21 protein-coding genes are annotated in these 23384 nt (G+C 64.0%); 13 read left to right on the forward strand and 8 right to left on the reverse strand.

What is annotated here, in order from left to right; all coding sequences use genetic code 11:
- The 10 genes from ASF84_RS13990 (at window position 1) to ASF84_RS14035 (ending at window position 10026) form a co-directional block, all read left to right on the forward strand.
- Window positions 1–627 (forward strand): TetR/AcrR family transcriptional regulator, encoded by a 627-nt coding sequence (locus ASF84_RS13990; protein ID WP_056839331.1) that lies wholly within the window; start codon window positions 1–3, stop codon window positions 625–627.
- A gap of 388 nt (window positions 628–1015) precedes the next feature.
- Window positions 1016–2254 carry an urea ABC transporter substrate-binding protein gene (locus ASF84_RS13995; RefSeq protein WP_056839332.1) on the forward strand — a complete coding sequence of 413 codons (1239 nt, stop codon included), beginning with the start codon at window positions 1016–1018 and terminating at the stop codon, window positions 2252–2254.
- 10 nt (window positions 2255–2264) lie between these two features.
- Window positions 2265–3134, forward strand: coding sequence for an ABC transporter permease subunit (locus ASF84_RS14000; protein ID WP_056839334.1), 870 nt, complete (start codon window positions 2265–2267; stop codon window positions 3132–3134).
- On the forward strand, window positions 3134–4159 hold the full coding sequence (locus ASF84_RS14005; RefSeq protein ID WP_056839336.1) for an ABC transporter permease subunit: 1026 nt from the start codon (window positions 3134–3136) through the stop codon (window positions 4157–4159). Before ASF84_RS14000 ends, ASF84_RS14005 begins: the two co-directional genes overlap by 1 nt.
- Window positions 4156–4878: an ATP-binding cassette domain-containing protein gene (locus ASF84_RS14010; protein ID WP_056839337.1), complete on the forward strand. Its 723-nt coding sequence runs from the start codon at window positions 4156–4158 to the stop codon at window positions 4876–4878. The genes ASF84_RS14005 and ASF84_RS14010 overlap by 4 nt, the downstream gene beginning before the upstream one ends.
- Complete coding sequence (locus ASF84_RS14015) at window positions 4871–5575, forward strand: ABC transporter ATP-binding protein (protein ID WP_056839338.1); 705 nt, start codon at window positions 4871–4873, stop codon at window positions 5573–5575. Before ASF84_RS14010 ends, ASF84_RS14015 begins: the two co-directional genes overlap by 8 nt.
- Window positions 5576–5585: 10 nt before the next feature.
- Entirely contained in the window at window positions 5586–7100 is a 1515-nt protein-coding gene (locus tag ASF84_RS14020) for an amidase (RefSeq protein ID WP_056839339.1), read from the forward strand.
- Window positions 7097–8218, forward strand: a complete 1122-nt coding sequence (locus ASF84_RS14025) for a transporter substrate-binding domain-containing protein (RefSeq protein WP_056839340.1) — start codon at window positions 7097–7099, stop codon at window positions 8216–8218. The genes ASF84_RS14020 and ASF84_RS14025 overlap by 4 nt, the downstream gene beginning before the upstream one ends.
- Before the next feature lie 16 nt (window positions 8219–8234).
- Window positions 8235–8837, forward strand: a complete 603-nt coding sequence (locus tag ASF84_RS14030; protein ID WP_056839341.1) for an ANTAR domain-containing response regulator — start codon at window positions 8235–8237, stop codon at window positions 8835–8837.
- 37 nt (window positions 8838–8874) lie between these two features.
- A complete protein-coding gene (locus ASF84_RS14035; protein WP_056839342.1) occupies window positions 8875–10026 on the forward strand; it encodes an iron-containing alcohol dehydrogenase in 1152 nt (383 codons plus the stop codon).
- Here the strand turns inward: ASF84_RS14035 and ASF84_RS14040 are convergent.
- From ASF84_RS14040 to ASF84_RS14075, 8 genes are all read right to left on the reverse strand, one after another.
- Complete coding sequence (locus ASF84_RS14040; RefSeq protein ID WP_056839343.1) at window positions 10020–10964, reverse strand: amidohydrolase family protein; 945 nt, start codon at window positions 10962–10964, stop codon at window positions 10020–10022. The two genes, ASF84_RS14035 and ASF84_RS14040, sit on opposite strands and share 7 nt — an antisense overlap.
- The gene (locus tag ASF84_RS14045) at window positions 10961–11887 is read right to left on the reverse strand and encodes a YncE family protein (protein ID WP_056839345.1); all 927 of its coding nucleotides are present in this window, start codon (window positions 11885–11887) and stop codon (window positions 10961–10963) included. Before ASF84_RS14045 ends, ASF84_RS14040 begins: the two co-directional genes overlap by 4 nt.
- 42 nt (window positions 11888–11929) lie before the next feature.
- The gene (locus ASF84_RS14050; RefSeq protein ID WP_056839348.1) at window positions 11930–13228 is read right to left on the reverse strand and encodes an MFS transporter; all 1299 of its coding nucleotides are present in this window, start codon (window positions 13226–13228) and stop codon (window positions 11930–11932) included.
- A gap of 126 nt (window positions 13229–13354) precedes the next feature.
- On the reverse strand, window positions 13355–14944 hold the full coding sequence (locus ASF84_RS14055; protein ID WP_056839350.1) for an aldehyde dehydrogenase (NADP(+)): 1590 nt from the start codon (window positions 14942–14944) through the stop codon (window positions 13355–13357).
- 55 nt (window positions 14945–14999) lie between these two features.
- A complete protein-coding gene (locus tag ASF84_RS14060) occupies window positions 15000–16175 on the reverse strand; it encodes an L-rhamnonate dehydratase (RefSeq protein ID WP_056839352.1) in 1176 nt (391 codons plus the stop codon).
- Window positions 16176–16594: 419 nt separating this feature from the next.
- Entirely contained in the window at window positions 16595–17599 is a 1005-nt protein-coding gene (locus ASF84_RS14065; protein WP_056839354.1) for a 4-hydroxythreonine-4-phosphate dehydrogenase PdxA, read from the reverse strand.
- A complete protein-coding gene (locus ASF84_RS14070; protein WP_056839356.1) occupies window positions 17596–18555 on the reverse strand; it encodes an amidohydrolase family protein in 960 nt (319 codons plus the stop codon). Before ASF84_RS14070 ends, ASF84_RS14065 begins: the two co-directional genes overlap by 4 nt.
- Window positions 18548–19870, reverse strand: a complete 1323-nt coding sequence (locus ASF84_RS14075; RefSeq protein WP_162241264.1) for an MFS transporter — start codon at window positions 19868–19870, stop codon at window positions 18548–18550. Before ASF84_RS14075 ends, ASF84_RS14070 begins: the two co-directional genes overlap by 8 nt.
- Window positions 19871–20205: 335 nt before the next feature.
- Between ASF84_RS14075 and ASF84_RS14080 the strand changes: the two genes are divergently transcribed.
- The 3 genes from ASF84_RS14080 (at window position 20206) to ASF84_RS14090 (ending at window position 23348) form a co-directional block, all read left to right on the forward strand.
- Window positions 20206–21219, forward strand: coding sequence for a Bug family tripartite tricarboxylate transporter substrate binding protein (locus tag ASF84_RS14080; RefSeq protein WP_082481582.1), 1014 nt, complete (start codon window positions 20206–20208; stop codon window positions 21217–21219).
- A gap of 69 nt (window positions 21220–21288) precedes the next feature.
- Entirely contained in the window at window positions 21289–21822 is a 534-nt protein-coding gene (locus ASF84_RS14085; RefSeq protein ID WP_056839360.1) for a tripartite tricarboxylate transporter TctB family protein, read from the forward strand.
- Window positions 21819–23348 carry a tripartite tricarboxylate transporter permease gene (locus tag ASF84_RS14090; protein ID WP_056839362.1) on the forward strand — a complete coding sequence of 510 codons (1530 nt, stop codon included), beginning with the start codon at window positions 21819–21821 and terminating at the stop codon, window positions 23346–23348. Before ASF84_RS14085 ends, ASF84_RS14090 begins: the two co-directional genes overlap by 4 nt.
- Window positions 23349–23384 lie beyond the last annotated feature (36 nt).

Consider the following 23384-nt stretch of genomic DNA (forward strand, 5'->3'; position numbering starts at 1 on the left):
ATGGCACAGATGGGACGCCCACGCACCTTTGACCGTGATGTGGCAGTCACTCAGGCATTGCACCTGTTCTGGGAGCATGGCTACGACGCCACCTCCCTCAGCCAGCTCAAGGCGAGTATCGGTGGCGGCATTACCGCCCCCAGCTTTTACGCAGCCTTTGGCTCGAAGCAGGCGCTGTTCAAGGAGGTGATGGAGCGTTATCTCACCACCCACGGCCGGGTCACCGACAGCCTGTTTGACACGACGCTGCCCCCCAGAAAAGCGATTGAACTGACCCTGCGACGCTCGGCACGCATGCAATGCGAGCCCGGTCATCCCAAGGGCTGCCTGGTGTCACTGGGCCTGATGAGCGCGTGCTCGGACGAGAGCAAAGCCATCTCTCAGCCTCTGGTGCAGGCGCGCGAGCAGAACCGTAAAGGTATGGTGGCCTGTATCGAACGCGCCATGGCTGCAGGCGAACTGCCCGAGACGGTAGTCCCCACGGCGCTTGCTGCGGTATTCGACAGTTTTCTTCTGGGCTTGTCGACCCTGGCACGCGATGGTGTCACGCATGCAACCCTGGACGCTGCAGTGACTCAAGTCATGGCGCTATGGGACAGCCTGTGCCTGAATACGAACGACACGTAACGCTCCAAAACTGCACACTCAGTGCATCATTTCTACCCACGCAAGACTTCCCAAGACGCAAAAAAGCTCAAACAAGAACTATCTTTTACTTGAAAATCAAATAGATAGACTTTGTGGCCTGCATATTGCTGGTTGAAGCCTGCCGCTCCCTGCGGTATTCGCTTCCCCCTCATGCATGTGAAGGGTGACCAGCCCCAACGATGCGGCTGCGTCTTCAAGTGAAGCGACTCACATCCCCAGCCGACAGCGTCGTCGGCATATGAAATCAGGCCTCCTTCCCCCTCGCCTGCATTTCTCCCCCAGACCTCTTCGCATTGATCACCCACCCTCGAACCTGACCGTGTTCGGTGGCGTCGATGTGCAGGCTCTGGTTTCAGGAGTCTTCCGAATGGCTATGAATCGTCGAACTTTCCTGCGTTCGTCCGCTGTTTCCGCGGCAGCATTGTCCACCTTGAGCCTCAAGAGCTTCTCGGCACTGGCCGCCGGGGATGCGATCAATATCGCCTCGCTCTACGACAACTCCGGCGGTCTGGACATCTACGGCAAACCCATCGTCGACGCCCTGACCTTCGCGGTCGAAGAACTGAACGCCCAGGGCGGCCTGCTGAACCGTCCGCTGAACCTGATCAAGTACGACACCCAGTCGAACATGCAGCTCTATGCACAATACGCCCAGCAGGCCGCGCTCAAGGACCGTGCAGCGGTGGTGCATGCCGGCATCACCTCGGCCTCGCGCGAGGTCGTGCGTCCGGTGCTGGACCGCTACAAGACCCTGTACTTCTACAATAACCAGTACGAAGGCGGCGTGTGTGACCGCAACTTCTTCGGCACCGGTGTCACCCCCGGCCAGACCGTCGAGAAGCTGGTGGCCCATGTTACCCAGCAGTGGGGCAAGAAGGTCTATATCGTCGCGGCGGACTACAACTACGGACAGATCGTCACCGCCTGGGTCAAGAAGTACGTCGAGCAGGCCGGCGGGCAAAGCGTCGGTATCGAGTTCTTCCCGCTGGATGTGACCAACTTCGGGGCGACCATCTCCAAGATCCAGGACGCCAAGCCCGATTTCGTCTGGTCGGCACTGGTGGGCGGTGCGCACATGTCGTTCTATCGCCAATGGAAAGCGGCCGGCATGACCGGCAAGCTGCCGATTGCCTCCACCACATTCGCCGGCGGCAATGAGCACATCGTGCTGTCGCCCGAGGAAAGCAACGGCATCCTGATCTGCCAGAACTACGTCCAGGAACTGGCCACGCCGCAGAATCAGGCCTTTGTCGAGCGTTTCCACAAGCGTTTCGGCGCCGACTACCCGTACATCACCGAACTGGCGATGGGCGCCTATCAGGGCATGATGCTGTGGGCCGAAGGCGTTCGCCAGGCCGGCAGCGTCGAGCGCATGGCGGTGATCGAGGCCCTGGAGAAAGGGATCAGCCTGGACCTGCCCAGTGGCAAGGTCAGCGTCGACCCTGCCACTCATCACTGCGTGCTCGACGTGCACATCGCCGAAGTGCGCGATCGCCGCCTGGAAGTGGTCCAGAGCTTTGCCCAGCAAGCGCCGTCGGACACCGCTGCGGTGTGCGACCTGGTGAAGAACCCGCGCGACGCAAAACAATACAGCATCGCGCTGTAAGGAGGCGGTCATGGATTGGGCTGCCATTTTTTCCCTGCAGATCGTGGGCGCCATCGCCACGCTGGTGCTGCTCAGCATCGGCCTGGCAGTGGTGTTCGGGATGATGAAGATCATCAACCTGGCCCACGGTGAGTTCATGATGCTCGGCGGTTACGTCGCCGTGCTCGCCACCCATCACCTGCACGTGCCCATCTGGATTTCGATCCTGGTGCTGGCGCCCTTGAGCGTCGGCCTGTTCGGCATGCTGGTAGAGCGCCTGCTGGTGCGGCACCTGTATGGCCGCATGATCGACACCATGCTCGCCACCTGGGGCCTGAGCCTGGCGCTGACCGGTGCGGCCACCATGCTGTTCGGCAACACCACGGTGGGCATCAGCTCGCCGCTGCCGGGTATCAGCATCGGCGCTTACCAAACCAGCGGCTACGGGCTGTTCGTGATTGCCGTGGCGGTGGCGGTGCTGTTGGGCATGTGGGCGCTGCTGCGCTTTACCCACTTTGGCCTGTGTGCCCGCGCCACCATGCAAAACGCCAGAATGGCGGCCGCCCTGGGCGCCAACCCCGGGCGTATCTACAGCCTGACCTTCGGGCTGGGTGCGGCGCTGGCCGGCCTGGGCGGTGCAGTCCTGGCGCCGTTGACCGGCGTCATCCCGACCTTGGGTGCCAGCTACATCGCCAAGGCCTTTATCACCGTGATCGGCGGCGGCAGCGCGGTCATCACCGGCACGCTCAGCGCGGCGGGTGGTTTCGGGCTGATCAGCCAGGTCGTGACCTTCTTCAGCACCCCGGTGTTCGGTGAAGTGGCGCTGTTGCTGGCGGCCATCGTGCTGATTCGCGTGTTGCCCCAGGGCATTACCGGTCGTGTCTTTCGGAGGGCGTTCTGATGCCTGTCGATACCCGCATGCTATTACCCGTGCTCGGCTGCGTCCTGGCCACCGGGCTTGTAGTGGTCCTGCCACAGTGGCTGGACCTGTTTACCCTGTTGTCCCTGACCATCTACCTGGTGATGGCGCTGCTGGCGCTGAGCCTGGCCTTTATCTGGGGCTTTGGCGGCATCCTGTGCTTTGGCCAGGCAGCGTTCTTCGGCCTGGGTGCCTATGCCTATGCCATCGGGGTGCTCAATATCGGCGACAGCACCTGGCCGGTGCTGCTGGCCATTGCGGTGCCGGCACTGGTGGCCGCCGCCATGGGCTACTTCATGTTCTATGGCGGCATCAGCGACGTGTACCTGGGCGTCATCACCCTGGCAGTCACCTTGATCCTGTTCAATGTGATGAACTCCACCTCCGGGCCCGAGTACCACATCGGCAGCGCCTTGCTGGGCGGCTTCAATGGCATCCCGGCGATTCCCACGCTGAACGTGCCGTTCAACCCCGAACAGGTGTTGGCGCCGGAAACGTTATTCCAGGTGATCGGCGCCACGCTGATCCTCTGTTACCTGGGCCTGCGCGGGCTCCTGGCCAGCCGCTTCGGCAAGGTGGTGGTGGCGATTCGCGAAAACGAACAGCGTGCCGGCCTGCTGGGCTACGACACGCGCCTGCACAAGCTGATCGTGTTCAGCCTGGGCGGCGGCATCGCCGGGCTGGCCGGCTGCCTGTTCGCCAACTGGGGCGCGTTTGTCAGCCCCGGTGTGTTCGGGCTGGCGCAGTCGGCGCAGATCATCATCTGGGTCATCGTGGGCGGGCGCGGCACCCTGTTCGGGCCGATCCTGGCCTGCATCGGCATTCAGGCGCTGATGGCGCGCCTGGGCGAGCAACAGCACATCGACAGCGGCTTTGTCCTGGGGCTGATCCTGCTGGCCTTCGTCATGCTTTTGCCACGTGGCCTGCTGCCAACCCTGAGCGCCTGGGTCACGCGCCTGTGCCAGCGCCGTCCACGGCCTGTACCGACACAGGAGCCTGCCCAATGAGCCTGTTGCAAACCCAAGGCCTGGGCGTCAGCTTCGGCGGCGTCCATGCGGTCAAAGAAGTGGACTTTACCCTGGAAAAAGGCGAACTGCGCTGCCTGATCGGCCCCAACGGCGCGGGCAAGAGCACGTTCTTCAAGATGCTCAGTGGCCAGTTGAAACCCACGCGTGGCGTCTGCCACTTCAAGGGCCAGCGTATTTCCGGGCTGGCACCGCACCAGGTGGCACGCCTGGGCATCGGTATCAAGACCCAGGCGCCCAGTGTCTTCGACGGCCTGGATGTGCTGGAAAACCTGCGCCTTGCCGCCAGCCGCCGGCAAGGGGCCGGTGAGGCCCGCGACACCGCCGGGCAGACTCTGGAGCGCATCGGCCTGACCGAGCTGCGCTCGCGCCTGGTCGGTGACCTCGCCCATGGCCAGCGCCAGTGGGTCGAGCTGGGCATGATCCTGGCCTCGCGCCCGGCGCTGGTGCTGCTGGACGAACCGGCCGCCGGCATGACCTATCAGGAAGTGCGCAAGACCGCCGCGCTGATCAAAGAGATCAATGCCCACAGCACCATCGTGGTGGTCGAGCACGACATGGCGTTCATTCGCCTGATTGCCGGCACTGTCACCGTGTTCAATCAAGGCGCGATTCTGGCCCAGGGCAGCTTTGCCGAGGTGACCCAGGACCCGGCCGTGCGCGAAGCGTACCTGGGCAAGCAGGAGATCAAACATGCTTGAAGTCATCGGTTTATCGGCCGGCTACGGCCGTATCCCTGTGCTGCGCGACATTCGCCTGAGCTGCGCGGCGAATACCTGCCTGGGTGTACTGGGCCGCAATGGCATGGGCAAGACCACACTGTTGCGCGCCTTGATGGGCGAGCTGCCAGCCATGGCCGGCAGCCTGCACATGGCCGGCAAAAACCTGAGCAAGGCCGCCGCCCACCAGCGAGCCCGTGCCGGCATCGGCTATGTGCCCCAGGGACGGCAGATCTTCGCCCACCTGAGCGTGCGGGAAAACCTGCGCATGGGCTGCGTCAAGGATTTTGCCCAGGCCGACGCCACCCTCGAGCGCATCCTGGCGTATTTCCCGCGCCTGCAGCGCCTGCTCGACCAACCGGGCGGTGCGCTGTCCGGGGGCGAGCAACAACTGCTGGCCCTGGCCCGCTGCCTGTGTGGCGCACCGGACATCATCCTGCTGGACGAGCCCACCGAGGGCATCCAGCCATCGATCTGCGACGAAATCATCGAAACCCTGCAGCGCTTGCGTGTGGAACAGCACCTGGCGGTGATCCTGGTGGAGCAGGACATCGAGTTTCTCAGTGCCTTGTCCGACCGCATCCTGATCATCGAGAACGGCCAGCTGGTGGACGAGGTCGACCCGGCCAGCACCAGTGCCGAGGCCATCGCCGAGCGCTTCATGGGCTTTCACGCATAAGGAACCTGTCATGTCTATTCAACGCCCTACCCTGGATGAGCTCGCCGAGATCGGCCACCGCCTTGGCCTGGAGGCCGGCGAGCCGTTGCTGCGCGAGTACGCGGACATTCTTGAAGCGGTCTGGCAGGACTACGACCGCCTCGACACCCTCGCCAGCCCGCCGCCAGCCTTGCGCTACCCACGCGGCCCCGGCCACATCCCAGAGCGCAACCCCTACAACGCCTGGTACGTGCGCACCGACATCCAGGGCGCCGCCACCGGCAAGCTGGCCGGCAAGCGCGTGGCGCTCAAGGACAATATCTGCCTGGCTGGCATCCCGATGATGAACGGTGCCTCGACCTTGCACGGCTACGTGCCGGACATGGATGCCACGGTGGCCACCCGCGTGCTGGACGCCGGTGGGCAAATTCTGGGCAAGGCCCATTGCGAGTTTTTCTGCGTGTCGGGCAGCAGCCACACCAACGCCACCGGCGCGGTGCATAACCCGCGCAATCCGGGACATTCCACCGGCGGCTCATCGTCGGGCTGTGCGGCGTTGATTGCCGCGGGTGAAGTGGACCTGGGCATCGGCACCGATCAGGGCGGTTCGGTGCGCATCCCGGCGGCCTATTCCGGTCTCTATGGCATGAAGCCTACACACGGGTTGATTCCCTATACCGGCATCATGCCCATCGAAATGACCCTGGACCACGCCGGGGTCATGAGCGCCAACCTTGCCGACAACGCCTTGATGCTCGAAGTGCTGGCCGGCGCCGATGGCCTGGACCCCCGACAGGACCGGGTGGTGCCGACCCAGGCTTACACCCAGGCGCTGGGCAAGGGCTGCGCGGGCCTGCGCATCGGTGTGGTGCGCGAAGGCTTCGGGCACGCCAACTCCGAGGCCGATGTCGACGCGGCCGTGCGCCGTGCGGCGGCCCTGTTCGAAGACCTTGGCGCCCGGGTCGAGGACGTCTCGATCCCGCTGCATGCCCTGGGCCATGCGATCTGGACGCCGATTGCGGTGGAAGGCACCACCCAGTTGTTGCGCGGCTGCAATTACGGTTCGAACTGGAAAGGCCTGTACGTCGAAAGCCTGATGCAGGCGCAACAGGACTGGCAGCGCAAGGCCGGGCAATTTCCCCATGACCTGAAAACCTGCCTGCTGGCCGGTGACTATGCCTACCAGCGCTATGGCGGCCGCTACTACGCCAGGGCCCAGAATGCTGCGCGGCAGTTGCGCGCCGCCTACGACCGGCAATGGCAGGACTTCGACGTGCTGTTGATGCCCACCGTGCCGCTCAAGGCACCGAAGTTGCCCGCAGCAGACGCCTCGGCCAGCGAGTGGGTGCAACGCGCGCTGGAAATGAACGCCAACACCGCGCCGTTCGATGTCACCGGTCACCCCGCGCTATCGATTCCCTGTGGCCTGGCGGCCGGTCTGCCCGTCGGCATGATGCTGGTGGCGCGCGACTATGCCGAGGCCATGCTGTACCAGGTCGCGCACGCGTTCGAACAACAGATCGATTGGGAAAGCCTGAGCTCATGAACACGGACTACAAAGTCGGCCTGCTGTTTTCCCGGAGCAGCCTGACGGCAGCCTCGGAAACCACCCAGGCCAATGCCACGCACCTGGCCATTGCCGAGGTCAACGACGCTGGCGGCCTGCACGGCCGGCCGCTGGTGGCGGTGGATGGCGACCCGGGCCCTGAGCCTGCGGACTACCGCGACAGCGCCCTGCGCCTGTGTGACGAACAGCAGGTGCAGGTGCTGTTCGGTACTCACATGTCGAGCACGCGCAAGCTGGTGCTGCCGGTGGTCGAAAGCCGGCGCCGCTTATTGTTCTACCCCACCCTTTACGAAGGATTCGAGTACTCGCCTTATTGCTACTACACAGGCTCCGCGCCGAACCAGAACTCGGTGCAACTGGCGCGCTACGTGCTGGCGCATTTCGGTAACCGTGTGCTGTTCGTCGGCGGCTCGTACGTGTACCCCTTCGAGTCCAACCGCATCATGCGCGAGCTGTTCGAGCAGGCCGGTGGCGAGGTGGTGGATGAAATCTACCTGCCGTTCCATGCCACCGCCGAGGATTTCGAGCGGGTGATGCAGCAGGCACGGGCCACGGCGCCGGACGCGATCTACTCGACCATCGTCGGCAGTGACATTCCGGCGCTGCACCGCGCCTATCGGCAGGCCGGCTTCGATCCGGCACGCATGCCCATCGTCAGCCTGGCCACCAACGAGGTCGATGTGCTGCGCATGAGCGATGAAGAAGCCGAAGGGCATGTGTCGGCGGCGCCGTGGTTCTCGACCTTGCAGACCCCGGCCAGCCAGGCATTCGTGGCCCGTTACCGGGCGCGCTTTGGTGACCAGGCCCCGCTGACAGCCGGGGCCGAAGCGGCGTATTTCCAGGTGCACCTGTTTGCCGAAGCGGCACGCCGGGCCGAGGGTTCGTCCATCGACGCCCTGCGCCAGAGCCTGGCCGGTGCGCCGTTCGACGCCCCGCAAGGGCGCGTGCAGATCGATGCCGACACCCAGCACACCTGGCTGTGGCCACGCATCGCGCGCCTGGACGCCAGGCGCCGCTTCGAGCTGGTGGTGCAGAGCGAGCAACCGGTCAAGCCCAGCCCCTATATGGTCGACTACCAACTGGACGGGCAGCCATGAGCGCCGGGAGGGACAGATGAATAGCGCCCCTTCGCTGTTGCGCGAACTCAAGGGCCTGCGCGTGCTGGTGATTCACCCGGTGGACGCCGAGGCGCGTGTGGTGCTCGACCAGTTGCAGCGCATCGGCTGCATCGTCGAGCAATGCTGGCCGGTGCCTGCGTGCCTGCCGGAACACACCGACGTGGTGCTGCTGGCGGTGGAACTCAGCCAGCGCCTGAACACCCAGGCGCTGGTCGAGGGCCTGAGCGAGCAGGCACCGCCGATCATCGCTGTGGTGGGGTACGAAAACCCCTCGATGCTGCAACTGGTGCTGGAAACCCAGCCGGCGGCGGTCATCGAGCGCCCACTGCGACCCTTCGGCCTGTTGACCCAGTTGCTGATGGCCCGCGCCGCCTGGCGCGCACGCATCGACATGCTCGCCCAACTGCGCAAATTGCAGACCCGGCAGCCGGCGGTCTCGAAGATTTCCATGGCCAAGGCCCTGTTGATGGCCCGCCACCGCATCGGTGAAAACGACGCCCACCGCCGCCTGCAACGCGATGCCATGGCCAGCCGCACCAGCATGGAAGCGGTGGCCCAGACCATCATCGATGCCGGCCTGCCGCCCCAGCCCGACTAAGCACTGCGGTGCATCCAGAAATAGACAGAGGTTCTTTATGCAAGCCTTCAATTTCAGTACCACTGCCCACCTGATCTGCGCCATCGGCGCGGCGGCCAGACTGGCCGAGCATTGCGCCGAACGTGGCGCACGCAACGTGCTGCTGGTGACCGACGCCGGCATTGTCCGCCATCACCTGCTGGACACGGTGCTGCCTGGCTTTGCCGCCGCCGGTATCAACCTGCAGGTGTACAGCGACGTACTGGCAGACCCGGCCGAAGCGCTGGTGCTGGCCGCCACGGAACAGGCACGGGCCATGAGCGCTGACCTGATCGTCGGCTTTGGCGGTGGCAGTTCCATGGACATCGCCAAGCTGGTCGCCTACCTGGCGCATCCCGAACAACGCCAGGGCCTGAGCGATATCTACGGCGTCAACCAGGCCAGCGGCACCCGCCTGCCGTTGATCCAGGTGCCGACCACGGCCGGCACCGGCTCGGAGGTCACGCCGATCTCTATTGTCACCACCGCCACCGGCAAGTCCGGCGTGGTATCGCCGCAATTGCTGCCGGACCTGGCCATTCTTGACGCGCAACTGACCGTGGGCCTGCCGGGTCCTGTGACCGCGGCAACGGGGATCGACGCCATGGTGCACGCCATCGAGGCCTACACCAGCAAGCTGCGCAAGAACCCGATCTCCGACCTGCTGGCCCGCGAAGCCCTGAGCCTGCTGAGCGCCCACCTGGAACAAGCCGTGCGTGAACCGCATGACCTTGAGGCCCGCCAGGCCATGCTGCTGGGCGCGTGCCTGGCCGGGCAAGCCTTTGCCAACGCCCCGGTGGCCGCGGTGCATGCACTGGCCTACCCGCTGGGCACCACCTTTCACCTGCCCCACGGGCTGTCGAACGCGCTGGTACTCAATCAGGTGCTGGCGTTCAACCTGCCCGATGCCCGCGAGCACTACGCCGCACTGGCGCCTTGCGTGCTGGGTGAGCGACTGGCCCCAGGCGACGCGGCCGCGCAGTTCATCGACGAGCTGCAGCGCCTCCATGCCGCTGTCGGCCTGCCGTTGCGCCTGCGCGATGCCGGGGTCACCCTGGAAAGCCTGCCTGAACTGGCCCGCAGTGCGATGCAACAGCAGCGCCTGCTGGTCAATAACCCGCGTACTGTCCTGGAAGCGGATGCCCTGGCGATTTACACCGCCGCCTATTGACCCCGGGGGGCGCTTGTCGGCGCCCCCGGCTCGATCCGGTAATACGCCTGCGCAGTCCCCTGGAAAAAAGCCTCCTGCTGCGCCGGCGTATCCTCGGCCAGAAAATCCGCCATGTGCCGTACCAGGTCGCCATAACCGATCCGCAACCCGGCCACCGGAAAGTTGCTGGCAAACATGCAGCGATCATGACCGAACAGCGCCAGTGTCTCGCGCACGATGCGCCGGTTCTCATCGACACGCCAGCCCGGCTCCGGCAAGCCGAACTCCGAGACCTTGACTGCCACCCGCGGCAGGCGTGCCAAGGCCTGCATGCCCTGCCGCCAGCCGGCCAGGCCTTCAGGACTGCGGTCCCAGGGCAGCCCGGTATGGTTAAGGATCACCGGCAGGTCAGGAAAGCTTTCCAGCAACTGCGCCGCCTCCTCCAGGTGCCACCAGGGCACGCGCAGGTCCCAGGACAGTCCATGACGTTGCAACAAGCGCAAGCCGTGGTGCCAGGCAGGATCCTGCAAGCTGCCCGGCGCGCCCTTGACCGCATCACGCAGTGCAGCGCCCTTGGCGGTCACGGGTTTGCAACGGATACCGCGCAGCAACGGCGATTGGGCGTGCGCCTCCAGCAGCGCCTCGGCCACGGCCTGATCGGTCAGCGGTGCCCAGGCCACCAGCGCCGTGGGCAACGATGAGCGGGCGTGCAGCGCGGTCAGCCACTGGGTTTCTTTCAGCGGCTGCCCGCGCTCATGCTCGGCCTCGCAATGCACCGAGGCCACCAGCCGAAACTCACGGGCATCATGGCGCAGGTCTTCGGGCAGGTAGTTGCGGCGCAGCGCCTGGTAGTCGCCCAGAAAGAAGCCGGGGTCGCCCTCACCCTGCAACCACGGATACGCCAGCCGGGACAGGTCCCAGAGGTGGTGATGGGCATCGATCAGGGCGAGCGGCGTCATACCACGATCACCTGCGACACGTCGGGCTCCAGCAAGGTATTGAAGTAGCGGGTCACTTGCCGGGTCTGCAGGTCGAGCATGCCGACGCGCTGGTCCTTCAAGGTCACGAACGCCAGGTCCTTGGTGGGGTGAAAGCTCATGGCAATGGCGGTGCTGGCCAGGTCGATGCGACCCAGCTCGTTGAGCGCAGTGTCGAACACCGACAGCGAGGTTTCGCCGTAGTTGGTGACATACAGCCGGTCATTACGGTCACGGTAGATGCGCGTCGGGTCGATACCGGTCTTGCCCCGGGCGACAATCTCCAGGCTGTCGGTGTCTACGGCCACGATCGAGTTGTCACTGCGGGTGGCCACGTACAGTACTTTTTCGTCGGCACTGAAGCAGTTGCCCTCAGGCCGTCCACCCGGTTGCAACGGTTGTGGCGCCTGGGTCGGGTCCTGCGGCTTCAGGCGCGTCACCGTGTTGCTGAGCAGGTTCAGGGCAAAGGCTGTCTCGCCGTCGCGGGTCAGGGCGACCAGGTGACTCTTGTAGCCGCCCGAGGGAATGGCCCGGTCCGGCACGTCACGCTCTTGCGGCGCATCGAAGATCAGCAGGGTCGAATCGCCTTCGCTCAGCACGTACAGACGGCCTTGCTCATCCATGGCCAGCCCGTGCGGGCGGCGATACGGCCAGATGTCCAGCGTGCGCACGTGCTTGCGCGCCTGCAGGTCGATGACGAAGATCGAGGTGCCACCCTCGCCTTTATGGCTGGAAGTTTCAATGCCGTAGTGGCCGACGTAGGCATAACGGTTTTGCGCGTCCACGACGAACTCATGGGGAAAGTCCGGCAGGCGGATGTGCTCCAGGGCATCGCCGCTTGCAACGTCATAGAAACTGAAGGTATGGGCACATTTTTCAACCAGCAACAGGATTTCACGACTCATATCGATACTCCGCAAGGGATGGCAATCAGCAATGGATGACAATCAACGTTCGCAACGCACAGGCAGGAACAGCGCCAGCACAGCGGCCAGGGCCAGGGACATGGCCAGGGCATAGATGCCGGCGCCCTGGTCGTAATAGGTGATCAACAGACCGACGATGTACGGGCCGCAGAACCCGCCCAGGTTACCCAGCGCGTTGATCAGCCCGCGTGCACCGCCTGCCGCTTCGGCGCTGAACAATTTGGGCGGAATGGTCCAGAATACGCCCGCCGCCGATTGCAGGAAAAAGCCGCAACCGACCAGCGCACTGTAGGCCAGCCAGATGTTTTCACGCAGCACCACCGACAAGAACAGGCACGCGGCGAACCCGGCCAGGGGAATGCAGACGAAGATGCGCCGCTTGCCGGTGCGGTCCGAGAGGTTGGAAAACAGGAACATGCCGGCCAGCGCGCCCAGGAACGGCAGGATCGACAGCATCCCGACCATGCCCATGCCGCTGTGGGTCAGGTTCTTGATGATGGTAGGCAGCCACAGGGTGAAGCCGTAGATGCCGAACTGATAGAAAAAGTTGACCGCAATCAGATGCCAGAGGGTGCTGTCCGGCAGAATCTCGCGCAGCGACTGACTGCCCTTGCCTTCCTCGCGCAGCCTCTCCTGCTCCTCACGCAAGGTGTTGACCAGGTAATCGCGTTCTTCATCCGAGATCCACTTGGCTTCCTGCGGCCGGTCGCTGATGGTGAAGCACCACAGCACCATGACCAGCGCCGACAGCACGCCGGCGACGATGAACAGCATGCGCCAGTCATAGACCGCAATGATCCAGCCGGCCAATGGCGCACTGATGATGCCGGCCAGCGGCACGAACATGATCACAATAGCGTTGGCCCGACCGCGCTCATGGTCCGGGAACCAATTGGCAATCATGGTCAGCACCACCGGCAGCATGCCGCCCTCGGCCACCCCGAGGGCAAACCTCAGGATCAGCAGCTCATACTCGTTGCGCACAAAACCGGTGAGCACCGAAAGCACCGCCCAGGCCAGCAGCGACCAACCGATGAAGGTCTTGCCGCTGCCATGCACGGCCAGCTTGCCGCCCGGCACCTGCAAGAACAGGTAGCCGATAAAGAAAATACCGCCGGCAAACCCCACCATGCTGGCCGGCACGCCCAGGTCGCTGGCCATGCCGCCGGGCATGGCAAAGGCGATACTGATGCGGTCCATGTAAGACATGATGCACGTGATCAGAATGGGCGGAATGACCCGCAGCCAGCGCTGGTTGGCGACCCGCGCACCGGCGGTGGTCGAGGCGCGGACATCGACGTTATCAAGGGTGCTGCTCATGCGCAGGCCCTCCGCGCAGTCGAATGACTTGCAGCGGGAGCCACGTTGGAAGTGTCCGTCATCATGGTGTCCTTTTTAATTATTGTTGTCAGTCGTCGGTAACGCAGTGATAGGGATGACGAGGCCTCAAGCGGCGTGTGTCGTGCCCTCCTCGGCCTGCCCATCGACCAGGCGCCGTATACCCAGCGGATTGGCGTCCTTGAGGGCATCGGGCAACAGGGCGTCGGGGTAATTCTGGAAACACACCGGGCGCAGGAAACGGTCGATCGCCAGCGAGCCCACCGAGGTGCCGCGCGAATCGGACGTCGCCGGGTACGGTCCGCCATGCACCATGGCATCGCAAACTTCAACGCCGGTCGGGTAGCCATTGAGCAGGATACGACCGACCTTTTCCTGCAAGGCCTCAAGCAGCCAGGCATGGCTGGCCAGCTCTTGCGGCTCGCCGATCACGGTGGCGGTAAGCTGGCCGCTCAGGCCCTCGATGGCTTGCTTGAGCATCGTTTCATTCTCCAGCTCGACCACCACGGTGGCCGGACCAAAGACTTCTTCCTGCAACACTTCATCACCGTCGAGCAAAAGGCGCGCCTGGGCCTGGAACAGGTGCGCGCAGGCCTGGTTGCCCTGTTGTGCCTGCCCGGCCAGAAGTTGAATCCCGGGATGCGCCTTCAGGCGTTGCAAACCCTGTTCATAGCTGGCCAGGGTGCCGGTATTGAGCATGGTTTGCGGCGCCTGGTCGGCCAGGTGGGCGCCCAGTTGCTTGATAAAGGCGCTGAAGGCCTCGCTGCGCACGCCAACCACCAGGCCCGGGCTGGTGCAAAACTGGCCACACCCCAGCGCCACCGAACCGGCCAGCTCGCGGGCAATCCGCTCGCCATGCAGGCTGAGGGCTTCAGGCAACACGAACACCGGGTTGATGCTCGACATCTCGGCGAACACCGGAATCGGCCGTGGCCGTTGCGCCGCCAACTGGCTCAGGGCATTGCCGCCCTTGAGCGAGCCGGTAAAGCCCACCGCCGCCATCGCCGGATGACTGACCAGCCACTGGCCGACGCCAGCGCCGTAAATCATGTTGAACACGCCCGGTGGCATGCCGGTGTGTTCGGCTGCGCGGATGATCGCCTCGGCCACGCGCTCGGCGGTTGCCATATGCCCGCTATGGGCCTTGAACACCACCGGGCAGCCGGCGGCCAGCGCCGAAGCGGTGTCGCCGCCGGCGGTGGAAAAGGCCAGCGGGAAATTACTGGCACCAAACACCGCGACCGGGCCCACCCCGATGCGCATCTGCCGCAGGTCCGGCCGTGGTAGCGGCTGGCGCTGCGGCAAGGCGCGGTCGATACGGGCGCCATAGAAATCGCCGCGGCGCAGTACCTTGGCAAACAGGCGCATCTGGCCGCTGGTACGCGCCCGTTCACCCTGGATACGCGCCGCCGGCAAGGCGGTTTCGGCACACACCAGGTCAATGAACCCGGCCTCCAGTGCGTCCAGTTCGTCGGCGATCCGGTCCAGGAACGCCGCGCGTTGCCCGGCCGGCAGGTTGCGGAAAATCGGATAGGCCGCTTGCGCCGCGCAGGCGGCCTGGTCGACCTCGGCTTCGGTGGCCTGCACGAAGGCATGCGCCAGCGGCTCGCCGGTGCTGGCTGCCACGCTGTGCAGCAGAACCGTGCCTTGCGCGCTGCGCTGGCCGTTGATGAAATTGTGTCCGTAATGGGATGACATGAAAGCTCCTGGGGCCAGGGCGGCGCCCGCTCGGGCGACGCTCGCCGGCCAGTGATCACTCGATGATGTTGAATTCGCTCAGGTACTCATCGGAAATCTCAAGGCCCAGGCCGGGCGTGTCATCGTCAAGCTGGATAAAGCCATTGACCGGTTGCGGCTCACCCTTGAACACGTAATAGAACAACTCGTTGCCGACCTCGACATCGAACACCGGGAAGAACTCGGCCATCGGTGAGGCGGTGGTGGACATGGTCAGGTGGTAGTTGTGCATCTGGCCGGCATGGGGAATGACCGGCACCGACCAGGCCTCGGCCAGGGCGTTGATCTTGCGTGCCGCGGTGATGCCACCAACGCGGTTGGTGTCGTACTGGATCACATCGACCGCACGGCGCTCCAGCAGGTCCTTGAAGCCATAGGAGGTGAACTCGTGCTCGCCGCCGGAAATCGGCATGATGCCCATCTTCTTGAGCTCGATGTAGCCCTCGATGTCATCGGCGATTACCGGTTCTTCGAGCCAGCGCGGCTCGAACTCGGCCAGCTTGGGCAACATGCGCCGGGCGTATTCCAGGGTCCAGCCCATGTAGCATTCCAGCATGATGTCGACATCGGGGCCGGCCAGCTCACGCAGTGCACGCACTTGTTCGATGTTGCGGCGCATGCCGGCCGGGCCGTCCTTGGGGCCGTAGCCAAAACGCATCTTCAGTGCGTTGAAGCCTTGGTTCAGGTAGCCCTGGGCCTCTTCCAGGAACAGGTCGAGGTTGTCGTTGGCATACAGCTTGGAGGCGTAGGTCCAGATCTTGTCCTTGGTGCGCCCGCCCAGCAGTTTGAACACTGGCTTGTTGACCGCCTTGCCCATGATGTCCCAGACCGCGATGTCGATGGCCGAGATGGCGGCCATGCCAATGCCCTTGCGGCCCCAGGCGTGGCTCTGGCGGTACATTTTCTGCCAGATGTATTCGTTGTCGAACGGGTCTTCACCGATGGCGATGGGCGCCAGGTAGGTGTCGATGATTTCCTTGGCGACCCGTGGGGCCAGGGCGCAGTTGCCGATGCCGACGATCCCGGTGTCGGTTTCTACCTCGACCACCAGCCAGCCGTGGAAACGGAACGAGCCCATGGCATCGCCACGCTCGAACAGGATGTCGCTGGCATTGGTGCAGAAATGCGCCTGGGGCGGGACGACCTTGCCTTTCCACTCGAATACACGGGTACGGATCGCTTTGATTTTCATGCGTCAGGGTTCCTGTCTTTTGTAGTTGTTGTCGACGAATCGATGAACCGATTTAGCCAGTTGCCCGCCGACGCGGATAATCACTTATCCATATCCAGTGATAGCTACAGGTAATAGGTTGACGCAGATGGTCGATGGCGGGGTTATAGGAATCTGCCCTTGAGTACGTGCGGGGTAGGAGCGCGCTCTGCCCGCGACCGAGTGCGAAGCGCTCGCAAAATCTGCCGAACGCCAAAAATTTACAGTTGTGAACACATTCGAAATCTACGAAACGCCACAATTTTACGACTGCTGCGCAGCCGGTCGCGGGCAGAGCGCGCTCCTACGATCGGTGCCGGCAAGCGGGCGCCGCCCATAAAAAAACCGCATGGCGTGCAGGGCACGGCATGCGGTCAAGGGGGTCGTTGAAACCTTTACGGTCAGGCGTTGTTGCGCCCCATGCGGCAAGCGATCTCGAAAGCCTGGCGGATGGCGCCCGGGTTGGCCTTGCCTTGGCCTGCGATGTCGAACGCGGTGCCGTGTGCCGGCGTGGTAATCGGGATCGGCAGGCCGCCCTGTACCGTGACGCCACGGGAGAAACCCATCAGTTTGATCGCGATCTGGCCCTGGTCGTGGTACATGGTCACCACCGCGTCAAAGGCGCTGGCATCACCCTGCACCTTGAGAAAGATGGTGTCGCCCGGGTACGGGCCGTCGGCGTCGATGCCCTTGGCCTGGGCGGTGCGCACCGCCGGGGCAATGATGTCGATTTCCTCGCGGCCGAACGAACCATTGTCGCCGTTGTGCGGGTTCAGGCCACACACGCCGATGCGCGGTCTGGCCAGGCCGTTGCGTTTGAGCGCGGTGTCGATCAGTTCGATGGCCTGCACCACCTTGTCGTGGCTGAGCAGGCCCGGCACCGATGACAGCGCCACATGCGAGGTCACCCGCGAGGTCCAGAGGTTGTCCAGCACGTTGAACTCACAGAACGGCCCGGCAAACCCCAGCCGTTCGGCAAACCAGTGCAGTTCATCGCTGTGGTCCATGCCGGCCATGTGCAGCGATGTTTTGTTCAGCGGCCCGAACAACACCGCATCCGTATTTTTGGCGGCGGTCAGGTCCAGAGCGATGGCCAGCGTGTCCAGGCAATAGCGACCGCCCTTGGCCGTGGCCTCACTGCGTGCAAACTCACCTTCGGTGTCACCGCGATAGTTATAGAACAGCGGCGTGTCGTCGCTGAAGTCCAGGTCTTGCACCGAGCTGACATGACGATACGCAAACTCGGCGCCGGCCAGGCTCATGCCACGCTGCAGCTCGGCTTCGTCACCGATCAGGATGACCTGCGCCTGGCGGCGCGCCTGTGGTTCGGACAATAGCCGGGCGATCAACTCAGGGCCGATGCCGGCCGGGTCTCCCAGGACCATCGCGATGCGGGGCTTGCTCATAATTGACTCCTCAGGGGGTGTTCAGGCCACGCGGTGTCGGTGGCGTCATATTCGCAACGGTAGATGCGCCGGGCATTGCTGTAGAACAGGCGTTGCTGCTCGGCCTGTGGCAAATGCCGCACGATCTGCTTGAAGCCGGTATAGATGTCGTCGAACGAGCCGCACAGGCTGTCGACCGGAAAGTTGCTGGCAAACAACGCTCGCTCGCTGCCGAACATGGCAATGATCTCGCGCACGATCCAGGCATTGTCATCCGCGCGCCAGGGCTTTGCGCGCTGGCCAAGGCCTGAGATTTTCACCACCACGTTGGGCTGCCCGGCCAAGCGCGCCATGGCCGCGTGCCAGCCGGCCAGGCCCTGCTCGCTGCGGTCGGAGGGCAATCCGGCGTGGTTGAGAATCAGCAAGGTCTGCGGAAAATCCCGCGCCAGGCATTCGGCCTCGGGCAGGTTCCACCACGGCGTCTGCAAATCGAAATGCAGCTGCAGCCCCTGCAAGGCGGAAAACCCATGTCGCCAGCGCTCGTCGCTCATCAGGCTGCGGCGCTGACCGACTTCGGCCGGCGACTCAGGCCCGCCCGGTTTGTGCCGCACGCTGCGCACACTGGGAAAGGCGGCCTGTTCGGCCAGCAAGGCCAGCGCCTCGGGGTGATCGAGCCAGGCTTGCGCCACCACGGCATTGGGCACGCCATAGCGGCGGCGCAGTTGCTCGACGAACCGGGTTTCGCCCACCGGGTCGGCCGGGTCCCATTCGGTTTCGACATACACCGTCTGCACCACGTTGTGGCCGGCCGCATCGGCGAAGTATTCAGGCGGCAGGTAGCGCCGCTTGATGGCCGAGTAATCGCCGTAGCGAAAGGCGATGTTCGCCTCGGGCGCCAGCCAGGGGTGATAGTTGGTCTGCGGGTCCCAGAAATGGTGGTGGGCATCGACAATCGGACCGTTCCACAACTCAGTCATGACGCACCTCACGCGGGCCGTCGAGGCTGATGAACAAGGTGCCGACCACGAACAGCGCCGCACAGATGGCGAAGAACGTCAGGGCCGCGCCAAAGCCGCCAAAATACTGCAGGATCAGGCCGACCAGGATGGGCACAAAGATGCCGCCGATGCTGCCGGCCAGGTTCATCACCCCGCCGATCAGACCGACCCGCGCAGGCGCGGCCAGCAACGACGGAAAGCTCCAGTACAGGCTGCCCCACATCAGAAAGAACGCGGTCATGGCCAACAGCGCCACGGCCGCAAGCGGATTGCTCAAGGTGGGCAGCAGCAACAGTGCCCCCAGCGCAATCACGCCGGAGAATGTCAGCAGGCCCTTGACCGCCAGGCCGCGTCGCACACCTCTGCGGATCAGCCCGTCACACAGAAAGCCACCGGCCAGCGAACCCAGCGCGCCGCAAATGAAGATCGCAAAGGTCGCCGCGCCAATGCCCTTGATATCAAAGCCGCGCGCCTGGGCCAGGTAGCTCGGGCCCCAGGTCAACAGGCCGAAATAGACCATGGCCCAGCTGGCGCGGCCGATCAGCAAGGCGGCCAGCGAGCGTGGCGCGATGCCCAGGCCCTTGACCGGCACTTGCGCGGCTTCGGCCACCGGGGTTTCACGCCCGGCCTGGATCCTGTCCAGTTCCTGACTGTTGACCTGCGGGTGCAGCGCCGGGTCGTCACGCAGGTAACGGTAGGCCAGCCAGGCCAGGGCCAGGGTGGCGATGCCGGCGATCACGAAGGCCAGGCGCCAGGAATCGAGCACGGCAATCAGGTAGGCAATCAGCAGTCCGCCCAGCGCCACGCCCAACGGGCTGCCGCTATCCATCATCACCGCGCCCCGGCTGCGCTCGCTGGGCGCCAGCCACAGCGAAATCAGCTTGCCGCCCGACGGAAACAGCGGCGCTTCGGCCGCGCCCAGCGCGACACGGGCAAACAGCAGCGACACCCCCCCGGTGGCAAACCCTGCCAGCACCTGAAAGGTGCCCCACAGCCCGGTCGACCAGGTGATGACCCGGCGCGGCCCGAAACGGTCAATCATCCAGCCGCCCGGTATCTGCAATAACGCATAGGCCCAGAAGAAGCTGCTGAGGATCAGGCCCTGCATGCTGGGCGACAGCGAGAATTCTTTGGCGATGGTCGGCATGGCGATCGACAGCGATACGCGGTCGATCAGGTTGACCATGGTCAGCAGGAAGATGATGGCAAAGATGCGCCAGCGTACGGTGCTGGCGCGAGCCACCTGGCTGAGCGCCGGGTTGGCTGAATCAGGCTGGGCACCTGCCGTTGGCATGTGCGTGTCACCGGGACGGGTCATGGTGATCCCCCTCATGTCATTGTTGTTGTTCTGATGATGCCGAGCCGTACTATCGAAGCCGCACCGATAACCGTCTAATCAAAAATTGAAATACACCGATAGCCTTGGGTTATAGGTGCATTCCTCCTTCCTTTCAGTCCAGCGATCACGCTATCAGACGGCCACCGATAGCCCAGGGTTATCGGTGTATGTTTTGTTTTGACTAGACGTCCCCTGCCCGTTCTTCCCACACTCCTCTGCAAGCGTTGCGCGTCACCCGACGGTCGCGCTACGGTTTTTCGATAACAACTACAATAAAAAGAGGTATCACCATGCCACTCGCATCGACCTGCGGTGTACGCCGTGCCTTGCTCGGTTGCACCCTGCTCTGCGCCAGCACCCTGCCTGCCATTGCCCTGGCCTGGCAACCGGAAAAGAACCTGGAAATCGTCGTTGCCGGCGGCCCCGGCGGCGGGACTGACCAGCTCGGGCGGCTGATCCAGTCGATCATCACCACCCACAAGCTGCTGGACGTCAATACGGTGGTGCTCAACAAGGGCGGCGGCAACGGCGCCGAAGCCTTCCTCGACATGAAGATGTCCAAGGGCGAGGCCGACAAGCTGGTGATCGGCACCAACAATGTCTACCTGCTGCCCCTGGTGGCCAAGCTCGGTTATCAATGGCAGGAACTGACCCCCATTGCCGCCCTGGCCGAAGACGACTTCGTCCTCTGGACCTACAAGGACGCCGCCTGGAAAGACGGCGCGGCCTTCTATGAAGCAGCCAAGACCGATCCGTCGAAAATGCGCATGGGCGGCAGCCAATCCAAGGATGTCGACCAGACCCTGACCCTGCTGCTGAACAAGACCACGGCCAGCAAGCTGGTGTACATCCCGTTCAAGAGCGGCAGTGAGGCGGCCACGCAACTGGCCGGCAAACACATCGCCGCCAACGTCAACAACCCCGCCGAGAGCATCAGCCAGTGGCGGGGCGACCAGGTCCGGCCGTTGTGCGTGTTCAGCCAGCAGCGCATGCAATACACCGCCAAGGTCGCCGGCGACCAATCCTGGGCCGACATTCCCACTTGCCATGAGCAAGGGCTGGGCATCGACCAGTACCGCTTCCCGCGCACCGTGTTCATGCCCGGCGACATCACCGCCGAACAACGTGCGTTCTACACCGAGCTGATGCGCAAGGTCAGTCAGGCGCCGGAATTCAAGGCGTATGTCGCGCAGAACGCGCTGGTGCCGACCTTTCTGGAGGGCGAGCAGTTGACCGCCTATATCGAGCAGGACACCGCCCGCGTCACGCCGGTGTTCAAGGATGCCGGCTGGCTGCAAAAGTGACCCGCCCCGCTGTCATCCCTGTCCGCGCATGTGCGCCTGGCGGTGACAGCCTCACCAATGAGGTGATCCATGTCTGATACGTCGCAAACGCCGGCGCTGGTCGGCACGCGCTGGGTGGAACTGGGCCTGGCGCTGTTCACCGGCCTGATCGGTGCCGTGGTCATGTACGGCAGCCTTGAGCAAGGCATCGGCTGGGGTGATTCCGGTCCCGAGCCTGGCTACTTTCCGTTTTACATCGGCCTGCTGCTGGCCTGCGCCAGCCTGGGTAACGGCGTACTGGCGCTGATTCGCTGGCAGGCTTTGAGCGTTGCCTTTGTCAGCCGCGCTGCTTTTGGCCAGGTGCTGTCGGTGTTTGTGCCGATTGCCGTGTTCGTCGCGGCCATGCCGTTTACCGGCATCTACATGGCCTCGGCGGTGTTCATCGCCTGGTTCATGTGGCGTGACCGCCTGCGCGCCAGACCCTACGGCCTGCTGACCATCGTGGCGGTGGCAGGCGGCGCAGTGCTGGCCAGCTACCTGATCTTTGCCCTGTGGTTCAAGGTTCCACTGGATGCCGGCCCCCTGGGCGACTGGCTGACCCTGGCCAGGAGAGCGCTGCAATGACTGAGTTCGAATCATTGATGCAAGGCATGAGCGTGATCATGACTCCGGGCCATATCGGCCTGATGGTGATCGGCGTGCTGCTGGGCATTCTGGTCGGCGTGCTGCCGGGCCTGGGGGCTCCCAACGGGGTGGCGCTGCTGTTGCCACTGACCTTCACCATGTCGCCGGTGTCGGCGATCATCCTGTTGTCGTGCATGTACTGGGGGGCGTTGTTCGGCGGTTCGATCACCTCGATCCTGTTCAATATTCCCGGCGAGCCGTCCTCGGTGGCGACCACTTTCGATGGCTACCCCATGGCTCGCGAAGGCCGCGCGGCCGAAGCCTTGACCGCTGCCTTTACCTCGGCACTGATCGGGGCACTGGCGGGCGTGTTGCTGCTGACCTTCCTGTCAACGCGCATTGCCGAGTTCGCCATGTCGTTCAGTTCGCCGGAGTTCTTCGCCGTCTACCTGCTGGCGTTCTGCACCTTTATCGGCATGAGCAAGAACCCGCCGCTCAAGACCGTGGTGGCGATGATGCTGGGCTTTGCCATGGCCGCGGTGGGCATGGACACGGTGTCGGGCAACCTGCGCCTGACCTTCGACCAGCCGTGGCTGATGACCGGCATCAGCTTCGAGGTGGCGGTCATCGGCCTGTTCGGAATTGGTGAAATCCTGTGCACGGTCGAGGAAGGCCTGGTGTTTCGCGGTGAGCATGCGCGCATTACGCCCATGACCATCCTGCGCACCTGGGCCAGGTTGCCGCGTTACTGGCTGACGATCGTGCGCAGCACGCTGGTCGGCTGCTGGATGGGCATCACACCGGGCGGGCCGACCGCAGCGTCGTTCATGAGCTACAGCCTGGCGCGGCGCTTCTCGAAGAACCGCGAGCGCTTCGGCAAGGGCGAAGTCGAAGGCGTGATTGCCCCGGAAACCGCCGACCACGCCGCTGGCACCAGTGCGTTGCTGCCGATGCTGACCCTGGGCATACCGGGCTCGGCCACCGCTGCCGTCATGCTGGGCGGCCTGATGATCTGGGGCCTGCACCCGGGTCCCACGCTGTTCGTCGAGCAGCACGACTTTGTCTGGGGCCTGATTGCCAGCATGTACCTGGGCAATGTGGTCAGCCTGATCGTGGTTCTGGCCACCGTGCCACTGTTCGCCTCGATCCTGCGCATTCCGTTCTCGATCATCGCGCCGATCATCATCATGGTCTGCGCCATCGGCGCCTACTCGGTGCACAACTCGATGTTCGACATCGTGCTGATGCTGGGCTTCGGCGCCCTGGGGTATCTGTTCAAGAAGCTCGGCTATCCGATCGCACCGCTGGTGCTGGCGGCCGTGCTGGGTGACAAGGCCGAGGATGCGTTTCGCCAGTCGATGCTGTTCTCCGATGGGCAACTGGGCATCTTCTGGTCCAACCCGCTGGTGGGCGGGCTGACCACCGCCGCGCTGCTGATGCTGTTCTGGCCGCTGATTTCCAGGGCGCTGCGCAGTGCCCTGGGCTGGCGCTCCAGTCGCGCCGGCAAGCCTCAGTCGCTGTCTTGAGCGTCAGTACTGGCAGAGCCTGGCATTTCTTGTCAG

The sequence above is a fragment of the Pseudomonas sp. Leaf127 genome (assembly GCF_001423155.1).
GTDB classification, from domain to species: domain Bacteria; phylum Pseudomonadota; class Gammaproteobacteria; order Pseudomonadales; family Pseudomonadaceae; genus Aquipseudomonas; species Aquipseudomonas ovata.

Excerpts from the sequence above, each read along its gene's own strand:
- ASF84_RS13990 (WP_056839331.1), top strand. The coding sequence starts at position 1 with ATGGCACAGATGGGACGCCCACGCACCTTTGACCGTGATGTGGCAGTC.
- ASF84_RS13995 (WP_056839332.1), top strand. The coding sequence starts at position 1,016 with ATGGCTATGAATCGTCGAACTTTCCTGCGTTCGTCCGCTGTTTCCGCG.
- ASF84_RS14000 (WP_056839334.1), top strand. The coding sequence starts at position 2,265 with ATGGATTGGGCTGCCATTTTTTCCCTGCAGATCGTGGGCGCCATCGCC.
- ASF84_RS14005 (WP_056839336.1), top strand. The coding sequence starts at position 3,134 with ATGCCTGTCGATACCCGCATGCTATTACCCGTGCTCGGCTGCGTCCTG.
- ASF84_RS14010 (WP_056839337.1), top strand. The coding sequence starts at position 4,156 with ATGAGCCTGTTGCAAACCCAAGGCCTGGGCGTCAGCTTCGGCGGCGTC.
- ASF84_RS14015 (WP_056839338.1), top strand. The coding sequence starts at position 4,871 with ATGCTTGAAGTCATCGGTTTATCGGCCGGCTACGGCCGTATCCCTGTG.
- ASF84_RS14020 (WP_056839339.1), top strand. The coding sequence starts at position 5,586 with ATGTCTATTCAACGCCCTACCCTGGATGAGCTCGCCGAGATCGGCCAC.
- ASF84_RS14025 (WP_056839340.1), top strand. The coding sequence starts at position 7,097 with ATGAACACGGACTACAAAGTCGGCCTGCTGTTTTCCCGGAGCAGCCTG.
- ASF84_RS14030 (WP_056839341.1), top strand. The coding sequence starts at position 8,235 with ATGAATAGCGCCCCTTCGCTGTTGCGCGAACTCAAGGGCCTGCGCGTG.
- ASF84_RS14035 (WP_056839342.1), top strand. The coding sequence starts at position 8,875 with ATGCAAGCCTTCAATTTCAGTACCACTGCCCACCTGATCTGCGCCATC.
- ASF84_RS14040 (WP_056839343.1), bottom strand. The coding sequence starts at position 10,964 with ATGACGCCGCTCGCCCTGATCGATGCCCATCACCACCTCTGGGACCTG.
- ASF84_RS14045 (WP_056839345.1), bottom strand. The coding sequence starts at position 11,887 with ATGAGTCGTGAAATCCTGTTGCTGGTTGAAAAATGTGCCCATACCTTC.
- ASF84_RS14050 (WP_056839348.1), bottom strand. The coding sequence starts at position 13,228 with ATGAGCAGCACCCTTGATAACGTCGATGTCCGCGCCTCGACCACCGCC.
- ASF84_RS14055 (WP_056839350.1), bottom strand. The coding sequence starts at position 14,944 with ATGTCATCCCATTACGGACACAATTTCATCAACGGCCAGCGCAGCGCG.
- ASF84_RS14060 (WP_056839352.1), bottom strand. The coding sequence starts at position 16,175 with ATGAAAATCAAAGCGATCCGTACCCGTGTATTCGAGTGGAAAGGCAAG.
- ASF84_RS14065 (WP_056839354.1), bottom strand. The coding sequence starts at position 17,599 with ATGAGCAAGCCCCGCATCGCGATGGTCCTGGGAGACCCGGCCGGCATC.
- ASF84_RS14070 (WP_056839356.1), bottom strand. The coding sequence starts at position 18,555 with ATGACTGAGTTGTGGAACGGTCCGATTGTCGATGCCCACCACCATTTC.
- ASF84_RS14075 (WP_162241264.1), bottom strand. The coding sequence starts at position 19,870 with ATGCCAACGGCAGGTGCCCAGCCTGATTCAGCCAACCCGGCGCTCAGC.
- ASF84_RS14080 (WP_082481582.1), top strand. The coding sequence starts at position 20,206 with ATGCCACTCGCATCGACCTGCGGTGTACGCCGTGCCTTGCTCGGTTGC.
- ASF84_RS14085 (WP_056839360.1), top strand. The coding sequence starts at position 21,289 with ATGTCTGATACGTCGCAAACGCCGGCGCTGGTCGGCACGCGCTGGGTG.
- ASF84_RS14090 (WP_056839362.1), top strand. The coding sequence starts at position 21,819 with ATGACTGAGTTCGAATCATTGATGCAAGGCATGAGCGTGATCATGACT.